The organism is Psittacicella hinzii (genome assembly GCF_003585935.1).
Classification (GTDB): domain Bacteria; phylum Pseudomonadota; class Gammaproteobacteria; order Enterobacterales; family Psittacicellaceae; genus Psittacicella; species Psittacicella hinzii.
In genome coordinates, this window is the sequence record NZ_NRJG01000150.1 from 1 (window position 1) to 10,053 (window position 10,053).

Here is a 10,053-nt window from a genome sequence, read left to right on the forward strand (position 1 = left end):
TCTTCCTTTTTTAGTTTTGTAAACGATTAAATAAGCCGTTATTACTTATGTAATTTTCTAAATTTACATATTGCTCTAAACTTAATTCTTCGGCACGCATATTACTATTAATACCAAAAGCACTTAAGTTTTGCCAATCTTGTTCGTAAACTAATTTAGAGAGTGAATTCTTAATTGTTTTACGACGTTGGCTAAACGCTAAAGCCGTGATTGTTTGGAATGTGTCAATAGATACTACAGGATGCTTAATTTCTTTTTTCGGCACAAGTTTTACCACTGCACTATTTACTTTAGGTGCTGGTTTAAAACTTTCTGGTGGCACTTCAATAACCGGTAATACGTCACAATAGTATTGTGTAATAATACCTAAGCGTCCGTAATGTTTTGAACCTTTAGTAGCTAATAAACGCTCTACTACTTCTAGTTGCAGCATAAAAGTCATTTCAGCTACTACATCAGTATGGTTTAATAGCTGTAAAATGAGCGGAGTACTAATATTATATGGTAAGTTACCAAATACTTTAGCTTTACGCTCTGGAGTTGCTAGCTCATGAAAGTTAACATTTAATACGTCTTGAGCAATAATTGTTAACTTAGGTGCTAAAAATGGATGATGTTGTAAACGTTCAATAAGATCTTTATCAACTTCAACAACTGTTAAATGATCTACACGTTCACAAACAGGTTCGGTTAAGGCTGCTAACCCAGGTCCGATTTCGATTAGATTATCTTCGTTTTTAGGATTAATAGCATCGACAATTGCATAAATGATATTTTGATCAATTAAGAAGTTTTGACCAAATCTCTTTTTAGCAAAATGCCCTAAATGCTGCTTATTATGTTGCATAAAATTATTCGGGAATTAATATCTATATTGCTTGTCCATAATAGCGTTTATTTTTGCTTTGTACGCATTTTTATGTAAAAGCTATACAATTTACTATAGATGAAAAAGGAGCTGTAAAAACAGCTCCTTTTAAGTTATTTAATCAAAGTTATAATTGATAATAACAGAGTTTAGTAAAAATTGTTCTAAAGTCGCACCTTGCGAATATTTAGAGGCAATAGTATTTTGATAAGCAGCATTAATATAGTCATTTAAAGTTGCATCAACTTTAACTTTACCATCGTATTTAATGATTGCCCAGCCTTGGTGAGGTAATTGGATTGGTTGTGATACTTGACCAGTTTTCATACGAGCAACTGCTTGTTCGATTGCAAAACGTTCTTCGTCGTTGCTAATTGAATCAGTTGTACCAATTTTACCACCATTGGCAGCTGAAATAATATCGTCTGAATATTCTTTTGCAGCTTGACTAAAGCTTAAACCTTTACTATTGATTTGTTTTGCAATATCAAGAGCTTTTTTCTTCGCTTGAGCATTATCAAATAAAGGTGTTGTTTTTACCAGAATATAGCTAACGTCATAGGCGTCTACTTTTGCAAGTTTACCTTTAGCTAGTGCAATTTGGTAGTTTTTATAACCTTCAAACTGAATAGCATCTCTGTCGATTTGAGTTTGTACGTTTTGCGACAGGTACTGATTCATTTTTTCTTGATAAAGGTTGTTACGAATTTGTGCTTTAACTTGATTAATTGAATATCCTTGGTAAGCTAATGCTCTTACAAAGTCAGCATAAGTTAAACCATTACGTGCAGCTTCGCTATATAAAATATTTTCAATTTCACTTTCGCTTACGCTTACCGCTGATTTAGCTTTCTTTGACCATTCGTTTTTTAGTTGGTTTACAACATAGCTTTTTACAGCGCTTTTAATAGCTTCATTAGAATATTCGCCGTTAGCCCCACCTTTTAAATAAGGTCTAATGTCAGATAGTAGTACTACGTTACCACCTGTATATGTTGCAACTACACTATTGGTAGAACTATTAATATTTAGATTAGCAAAACTTGTCGAAGCTAAACAAATTCCTAAACCAATTGCAAGAAAAGACTTAGCAAATTTTTTCATGGGAATTGACAACCTTTATTCTTGAGATAAACTTTGCAATTATTATAAGTGTTTTTCCACGAATGTTAATAATTCTTCAACATTGTTTGATTCTAAACAACCTACGCGACGGTCAACTAGTACACCATCTTTGAATAATAAGATCGTAGGAATGTTTCTAACACCGTGAAGAACACGAGCTTCTTGATTTTCTTCTGGGAAAACTTCGTATTTATATACTGTAACTTTTCCTTGAAGTTTTTCTGCTACTTCTTCAACAAAAGGAGCTAGTTGTAAACATGGACCACACCAGTGAGCCCAGAAATCAACTAATACTAAACCAAGATTTGCATCTTTATTTGTTACCTTTTCATTAAATTCAGCGTCTTTTAACTCGTGAACGAAATTACTCATATTAATTACCTATGAAAGACAAAACGATTAGTAACGAATAATCATTTTGTTTAAGAATGTAAGTTTTTGAATCTTGATAAAGATATATGAGAACTTTTATACCTAGTTAATATATTGGTTAGAATTGCTTTTTCAAATGATTAAGAGCAATGATAGATTAGCTTAATACTTAACTAGCGCAGAACCCCAGGTCATTCCACCACCGAATGCTTCGAGTAAAATAATTTCCCCAGGTTTAAATTTATTGTTTTGTACTGCAAAATCAAACGCAGTAGGAATAGAAGCTGCCGAAGTATTACCATGTTTCTCAATGGTTAAAATTACGCGCTCCATTGGTAAATTTAATTTTTTAGCGGTAGCTTCAATAATACGAATATTTGCTTGGTGAGGAACTAACCAATCAACATCTGATTCTTGCATGTTATTAGCTTCTAAAGTTTCGGTCACAATATTAGAAAGCTCTGCAACAGCTACGCGGAATACTTTATTACCTTCCATTTCGAGGTAATTGTTTTCAAAAAACTGTTTGTTTCTTAAGGTTAATGCATCACCGTGATTATTATTAGCGTGTAAATGAGTGCTAATAATTCCAGGTTGCTCACTTGCTTCGATAATGAAACAGCCTGCAGCATCACCAAAAAGAATAATCGTTGAACGATCGGTAGGATCAACTGTTTTTGATAGAGCGTCAGCTCCAATAACTAGCGCTTTTTTAACAGTACCAGTTTTAATAAACTTATCAGCTACACTAAGAGCATAGACAAAACCACTACAAGCAGCTGCCACATCAAATGAAATACAATCGTCAATTCCTAATTTGCCTTGTACTTGACAAGCACATGATGGGAATAAGTAGTTTGAAGTAGTTGTGGCACAAATAATTAGACCTATATCTTGTACATCAAAATTAGAGTCTTTTTGTTTTAGGTTTTCAATTGCTTTTTGAGCAGCATAAAAAGCCATATCAGGAACAGTTGTTCCTTCATCCATAATAGGACGACTTTTGATACCAGTGCGAGGATAAATCCATGCATCACTTGTATCAACCATTTTTTCTAAATCTTCATTAGTTAAAAATTTAGAAGGAATAAAACTGCCGGTTGAAACAATTCTTGAGTACATAATTTATGAATAGATATAGAAAAAAGGGACTTTATTACAAAGTCCCTTTTAAAAAATGTATATTAGGAACCCTTCAGTAAACATAAGAGTGATAAAGCTACATATCTAACTAAATGAGTATAGTAAAGGACTTTTTCCTATGTTAATGACTATAGAGTTCTGAATTATCTAGCATAAAAGCTAGTTATTAATATTATCTAATATTAATTGCTAAAAATTCGGGGGTATTCCATTTATAGGAATACCGTGAAAAGTTATTATTTAACTTCTAAAACTTTTTTACCGCGGTAGTAACCGTCTGCAGTTACGTGGTGACGTAAGTGCATTTCACCAGTTGTTGCATCTCTAGAGATAGCTGGTGCAGTTAAAAAGTCGTGTGAACGACGCATACCACGACGAGAACGAGTTTTACGGTTCTGTTGAACTGCCATTTAAGTGTCTCCCGACGTTTAAATTTTTAATCTTAATACCAAGATATTTCTAACACAAAGCTCGTAGGAATTAAAGCTACTTAGCATAGAATTTATCTATTTATTTTGTAAAGAATTCCTAGTCAACACTGAGTATTAATATGACTAAACTATTATAGCATAATTAAGTAGTAAAAGCAAAATAATTATCGCTAGTTTTCACTTAGATAAATCTTCTAGTAAGAAAAAACCACAATTAAATAAGTCTTTCTTATTTTCTAAAGGGAAATATTGATTAGAAATATTTATCAGAACCTAACTTATAATCAAGAGTAAACTTTTACAGCTTGCTCAAGCTAAATGTACAAAGATAGGCAAACTATTTACCTAACTTACCCTTTAATGCTTTTAACGCTTCGAAAGGATTATTCGAACTTGTAGTTTCTTCTTCAATCTGATCACCAAAGGTCATTGGTTGTTCACTATCAAAACAATTATCATCTTCGTGTTTTGGCGTCAGAGCTATATTCATAATAAGCTCTTCTTCGATCCCTTCGGTAAGATTTACTTCCCCAAACTCATCGATTAAAAGCGGACTATAATCCATAGGTAAATTATCAGCTTGTTCTTCGCTCGAAGCAGGTGCAAGAGTAAAGTGAGCTACTACATCGTATGAATAGTCTTCACAACAGCGCATACAAGTTGATGTTACATTAATAATCGCTGTACCTTGACATACTGGATTTTTATAATGATCAAATGCACAATGTAGTTCAACTTGTGCATCAGAGTTGATACTTTTTACAGTATCTTGTGGAAAACGGGTAAATAATTCTTTAGCAATGGTGCCTTTAAAATCAGAGCGGCGTGTAGCCTCATTGCGGATATTTAATCTAGTAGGTAATCTCATAATATACTTGATTGAGAAATAAGAGAGTTACTAAATTATATAGTACAAGCACTTTAAGCGTTGAACTTTTAATTTTATAACTATTCTTTGCTAGCTTTAAGTGTCGATAAAAGTTGATAAAAAGAAACTTAAACGGTATAATTTTATTAGATAAAGTAACTTTTTATCCGATTTTTAGAATAGATAAGCTATTCTAATCACCAAATTAAGATTCTTGTAGGACTACAATATCTTAATTTGTTACAATTTAATTTTCATTTAACTATTAAAGGAATAATTTTACATGGCTTTAAATGATATTACAAGAGCTGGTAGTTATACATACTATGATGTACGTAGTGTGGTATTACGTAAAGCTTTTACATTATTAGGTGTTTCAGTTATAGCAGCGATTGCTACAGGTTACCTAGCATTATTAACTAATTTTGTTAATCCAACCTTTTCACTAATTGCATTCATTGCAGTTTTTGCAGGTTCATTTATTATTCCAAATTTAAATGATGGTCCGGTTGGCTATTCAGCTGTAGTTATTACTGGTGGTTTATTAGGTGTTGCTATTGTACCAAGTGTAGCTTTCTACATTGGTATGGGTGGTGTAGGCGTTGTAGTTAATGCTTTAGTGGCTACAGCTGCAATTTTCATCTCATTAGCAGCATATGCTGTAATTACTAAAAAGGATTTCACTCGTATCGGTGGTATCTTAACAGTTGCTCTATTAGCTGCTGTAGTAGTTGGTTTATTAAACGCATTTTTCATTCACTCTAACATCGTATCTTTAGGATTAGCTTACTTAGTAGCTTTAGTATCTTGTGGTTTAATCCTTTACAGATTATCAATCGCTGTAAACTCTGGCATTATGTCAGTTACACAATTAGCGTTTGGTTTATTAATTGATGTTTACAACCTATTTACTTCTCTATTAAGAATCTTCGCAAGCAGAGATTAATAATTTAAATAATGAACATTTTATATCAAGACTTAGCTAAAGATAGTGAAGGCTACTTATTAGACCATACACTATGGAATGAAGAGATAGCCGAACAAATAGCTAGAAACGAAAATATTACTTTAACTGAACAACATTGGTTAGTAATTAACTTTGTAAGGGATTACTTCTTACGCTTTAATACTACTCCAGCTATTAGATCTTTAGTAAAAAATTTACAAAAAAGTTTTGGTGATGAGATTGGGAACTCACGTTATTTACAAAAAATGTTTAACGAAAGTCCTGCTAAAACAGTAGCAAAACTTGCTGGGTTACCAAAACCTGCAAAATGTTTATAAAAAAAGGAGAGCCTTGACGGCTCTCTTTTTTTATTCCTGTAAACTACGGTGGTAGCTACGATATAAAGTAAAGAAATTATTTTGATTAAGTACTTTAGTCAATGTAGCTCCAGATAAAATGATATACCAAACTATATATAACCAAAATACCGTTATTGGTAAAGTAGCAATAGCCCCGTAGATAATATAGTAACTAGCAATGTTCTTTATGTAATATACAAAAATGTTCTTTGCTAAAACTAAAGCAATAGTGGAGATTAATGAAGAAACTGCTCCGTTTAACCATTTTACGTTAGTCTGAGGGAAAACTGTATACGTAAAAAAGAGAATAAACCACAGCATAAATACTTGGGCATAGCTTAAAACAAGTACGATTGACGTACTTAATAAATCTTTATTTAAAGCATATACGCCCATTAAGTAAGACTTCACAAAAAGAATAGCACCTAATAACATTGGACCAAAACTAATTACCGTCCAATAAGAGGTAAAGCTTTGTAAAAGCTTTCTTTGTGCTTTAATTTGCCAAATATTGCGATTTATTGTTCGGTCAATAGTATTTACGAGTAAAAACGCAATAACAAATAACGATAATACAGACGGTAAACCTAAGTTTGAAGTTTTAGCAATTACATTGTTAAAAACTTGTAAAATTTCAAGTTTATCGTCTTCATTTGGATTAATAAGATTAAAGATTGTACTTTGCAAGGTATCACGAATATCTGCAAAGTGAGGCAAGAAACTTAATACACTAAAGAACACTAGAATCGTAGGTACAAGTGCTAAAAGGGTGTTATAAGTCAATGAACCTGCTACTAAGGAAATACCATTACCTAATATAGTAACTACAATTAAGTACAAATGAAAAAAGAACTTAACAATCGAGTTAATAACAGGTATCTGTCTTAGTCTGCGAAAGATTTTTTGAAATTTCATAATAGTTAGAGCGTGAGATTTTTACGCTTACGACTACCTTTACGTAAAGAAAGCAGATTATCAGAGGATTGATTAAATTTACGATGATCAAACGTACGTACTTTTTCTATTAAGGTATCAAAGTTTTGGATATACCAAACAATAGTATCTTTAATATGAGCATCAAAATCTAATACTGGTAAATCTATACCCGAGGATTGTAAAAGATTATCACTTGACCAATACTTAATATCATGTCCAGGACGGTCTGCTGTAAATTCAATCATCTCGTTAAAGTCTTCTTTAAGATTTTCAAATATTTTAAAGCGCTCTTCGTTACGTAATTCAGTTAAAGCTTGAGAAATCTTATTCGTGATTTCAAGATTTGTTAAAGATTGTCCATTAATTACAACTTTATTACCGTAAATGCTTGGCCATTGTTGATAAATTTTAGTAATAAGCTGTACACAATCTTTTACATATATCCAATTACGAATTTGTTTTCCATCTCCGTATAAACGAATAGGTTCTTTATCGAGCATGCTTAAAATACATAAAGGAACCAGTTTTTCTGGATACTGATTTGGGCCGTAATTATTACATAAATACAAAGTTAAAGTATTAATGTTATATGTTTTAGCATATGCATTTAATATTAAATCACTAGCAGCTTTAGAAGCACTATATGGACTACTTGGATTATAAACAGAGTTTTCTGTTACTGGACAAATAGCGTTATTTTGATCACCAAAAACTTCATCAGTACTAATATTTATAAGTTTAAAGTTAGCTTTAGCAAAGTCACTAAGTGCTAAAAAGTATATACGAATAGCTTCTGCTAAACTTGTTGTAGCACTAATATTGTTGCTAACTAATAGCTCTGGATTATAGATAGAATCATCCACATGGCTTTTAGCTGCTAAATGAAAAACCGTTGTAATATTATGACGTTTAAGGATCTCAACCATAGATGAAGTATCTTTAATATTGAGTTGATAAAAACTTAAACGAGGATCATCAAAATACTTATGAATGTAGCTAAGATTAGCAGCATAATCTAAAGTATCAACTACCACTATATTAACATCATTTTGATAAAAGGTAGTAAGGAGATGACTAACAAGGTGTGAACCTATAAAACCAGCTCCACCTGTAATAAGGAAATTCTGTTGCATATTTGTTCTCGCAATTAATACAGAACAAAGGATTTAAACAATATGGTTATAAGTAAAAACCCCTGTAACTTTTTCGTTGCAGGGGATTTTACAACACTGCATAATCTTATGATTAAGCAGATTGACGTTTAATAAATTTTTGTAAACGTTTTTTCTTTCTAATTTGTGAACGAGTTAATTTATTACGTTTACCTTCATATGGATTACGACTATTTTCAAATTTGAAATTAATCGGTGCTCCAATGATATTAAGAGTCTTACGGTAGTAATTCATTAAATACTTTTTGTAAGAATCTGGTAATTCGTTACATAAATTACCATGTACCACAATTATCGGAGGGTTATGACCACCTGCATGGGCATATTTTAATTTAACTCTGCGTCCATTTACTTGTGGTGGTTGATAATTATGCACAGCCATCTGCAGAATTTTAGTTAACATTGAGGTGTTAACTCTGCGGTTTGCAGAAATAAATGCTTCCTGTACATATTTAAAGATATCACCAATACCTTGACGTCTTAAGGCTGAGATAAAGTGGATACGAGCAAAGTTAATAAATCCAAGCTTACGATCAAGTTCTTCACGAATAAACTTACGTTCATCTTCGGTAACAGCATCCCATTTATTGAGAAGAATTACAATAGAACGACCTGCATTTAAGATAAAACTTAAAAGAGATAAATCTTGATCGGTTAAACCTTGTGTAGCGTCAATAACTAATAAACAAACATTTGCGTCTTCAATTGCTTGTAAAGTCTTGATAACCGAGAATTTTTCAACAGCTTCGTAAATTTTACCTTTTTTACGTACCCCAGCTGTATCAATTACCGTGTAACTTTGTCCTTGATGTTCAAGCGGAATATAAATAGAATCGCGAGTTGTTCCTGGCATATCGTATACAATTACACGATCTTCACCGATCATACAGTTCGTAAGCGTTGATTTACCTACGTTTGGACGACCAACAATAGCGATTTTAATGTTTGTTTGTAAGGTTTGAGCAATAGCACTTTCGTTATCAGCTTGAATTTGTGCTTCGCTGATATCTTTGATTTTACCTTCTAATTCTTCATCATCAAGATATTCGTATTCTTCATCGATAAGATTATCCTCTTGCTCGATAAGATCGATCTCTTCTTGCTCATCTGCAACTTGATCATCTAATACATCTTGTTGTTCATATTGTTGATCAATAAATGAGAATGCAGTATCTAAAAGACCTGAAATACCAATGTTATTTGATGATGAAATGCCAATTACATTATCAAAACCTAATGAATAGAAATCGGCTAAGGCTACATCTTTATTTAAACCGTCAATTTTATTTGCTACTAAAATTACAGGTTTTTCTCTTTTACGTAAAAGATTTACAATTGACTCATCACCAGGCATTAAACCAGCACGAGCATCTACTAGCATAAATACAATATCTGATTCTTGTATTGCTAAAAGAGATTGCTCAGCCATTTTAGTTTCAATACCTTCTTCGTTACCTTCTAGACCACCGGTATCGATTAAGATATATTCTTGTTCGTTATATCTTGCAATACCGTATTTTCTATCACGTGTAAGACCTGGAAAGTCTGCTACTAAAGCGTCTCTGGTTTTAGTTAGGCGATTGAAAAGCGTAGATTTACCAACGTTAGGACGACCTACTAATGCAATTACAGTTTTTTGGTTGGTTATACTCATATGCTTTTAAAAAATGGAGATTAAACTATAGCAAATAGCTACTTTCGATGATAACCATCATTGAATATGGTGTTTAATCGCAAACAAAAAATGCTTAATGAATATATCATTAAGCATATTTATAAAAACTGGCGGTCTGGACGGGACTCGAACCCGCGACCCCATGCGTGACAGGCATG

At 32.4% G+C, this 10,053-nt stretch carries 11 protein-coding genes; 2 read left to right on the forward strand and 9 right to left on the reverse strand.

All coding sequences use genetic code 11. From position 1 onward, the window contains the following. Nucleotides 1-10: 10 nt before the first annotated feature. From rsmA to CKF58_RS07085, 6 genes are all read right to left on the reverse strand, one after another. Entirely contained in the window at nucleotides 11-847 is an 837-nt protein-coding gene (rsmA, locus tag CKF58_RS07060) for a 16S rRNA (adenine(1518)-N(6)/adenine(1519)-N(6))-dimethyltransferase RsmA (protein WP_119532378.1), read from the reverse strand. A gap of 138 nt (nucleotides 848-985) precedes the next feature. After that, nucleotides 986-1,972, reverse strand: a complete 987-nt coding sequence (locus CKF58_RS07065) for a peptidylprolyl isomerase (protein WP_119532380.1) — start codon at nucleotides 1,970-1,972, stop codon at nucleotides 986-988. Between the two features lie 42 nt (nucleotides 1,973-2,014). Next, nucleotides 2,015-2,365, reverse strand: coding sequence for a thioredoxin family protein (locus tag CKF58_RS07070; protein WP_119532382.1), 351 nt, complete (start codon nucleotides 2,363-2,365; stop codon nucleotides 2,015-2,017). 162 nt (nucleotides 2,366-2,527) lie between these two features. After that, complete coding sequence (locus CKF58_RS07075; protein WP_119532384.1) at nucleotides 2,528-3,487, reverse strand: beta-ketoacyl-ACP synthase III; 960 nt, start codon at nucleotides 3,485-3,487, stop codon at nucleotides 2,528-2,530. A gap of 257 nt (nucleotides 3,488-3,744) precedes the next feature. Next, the gene (gene rpmF, locus CKF58_RS07080) at nucleotides 3,745-3,918 is read right to left on the reverse strand and encodes a 50S ribosomal protein L32 (RefSeq protein ID WP_119532386.1); all 174 of its coding nucleotides are present in this window, start codon (nucleotides 3,916-3,918) and stop codon (nucleotides 3,745-3,747) included. A gap of 358 nt (nucleotides 3,919-4,276) precedes the next feature. After that, nucleotides 4,277-4,807, reverse strand: a complete 531-nt coding sequence (locus tag CKF58_RS07085; RefSeq protein ID WP_119532388.1) for a YceD family protein — start codon at nucleotides 4,805-4,807, stop codon at nucleotides 4,277-4,279. Between the two features lie 283 nt (nucleotides 4,808-5,090). Here CKF58_RS07085 and CKF58_RS07090 point away from each other — a divergent pair, with 283 nt between their 5' ends. Then, nucleotides 5,091-5,753: a Bax inhibitor-1/YccA family protein gene (locus CKF58_RS07090; protein WP_119532390.1), complete on the forward strand. Its 663-nt coding sequence runs from the start codon at nucleotides 5,091-5,093 to the stop codon at nucleotides 5,751-5,753. A gap of 8 nt (nucleotides 5,754-5,761) precedes the next feature. Further along, nucleotides 5,762-6,091, forward strand: a complete 330-nt coding sequence (locus CKF58_RS07095; RefSeq protein ID WP_342767834.1) for a TusE/DsrC/DsvC family sulfur relay protein — start codon at nucleotides 5,762-5,764, stop codon at nucleotides 6,089-6,091. A gap of 30 nt (nucleotides 6,092-6,121) precedes the next feature. Here CKF58_RS07095 and CKF58_RS07100 read toward each other — a convergent pair whose 3' ends face one another. The 3 genes from CKF58_RS07100 to der all read right to left on the reverse strand — a co-directional run bounded on the left by CKF58_RS07100 (nucleotide 6,122) and on the right by der (nucleotide 9,874). Further along, the gene (locus CKF58_RS07100) at nucleotides 6,122-6,952 is read right to left on the reverse strand and encodes a YihY family inner membrane protein (RefSeq protein WP_222987760.1); all 831 of its coding nucleotides are present in this window, start codon (nucleotides 6,950-6,952) and stop codon (nucleotides 6,122-6,124) included. Nucleotides 6,953-7,032: 80 nt separating this feature from the next. Further along, nucleotides 7,033-8,181 (reverse strand): dTDP-glucose 4,6-dehydratase, encoded by a 1,149-nt coding sequence (locus CKF58_RS07105; RefSeq protein WP_119532396.1) that lies wholly within the window; start codon nucleotides 8,179-8,181, stop codon nucleotides 7,033-7,035. A 112-nt stretch (nucleotides 8,182-8,293) separates the two neighbouring features. Continuing rightward, nucleotides 8,294-9,874: a ribosome biogenesis GTPase Der gene (der, locus tag CKF58_RS07110; protein WP_119532398.1), complete on the reverse strand. Its 1,581-nt coding sequence runs from the start codon at nucleotides 9,872-9,874 to the stop codon at nucleotides 8,294-8,296. Between the last annotated feature and the right edge of the window lie 179 nt (nucleotides 9,875-10,053).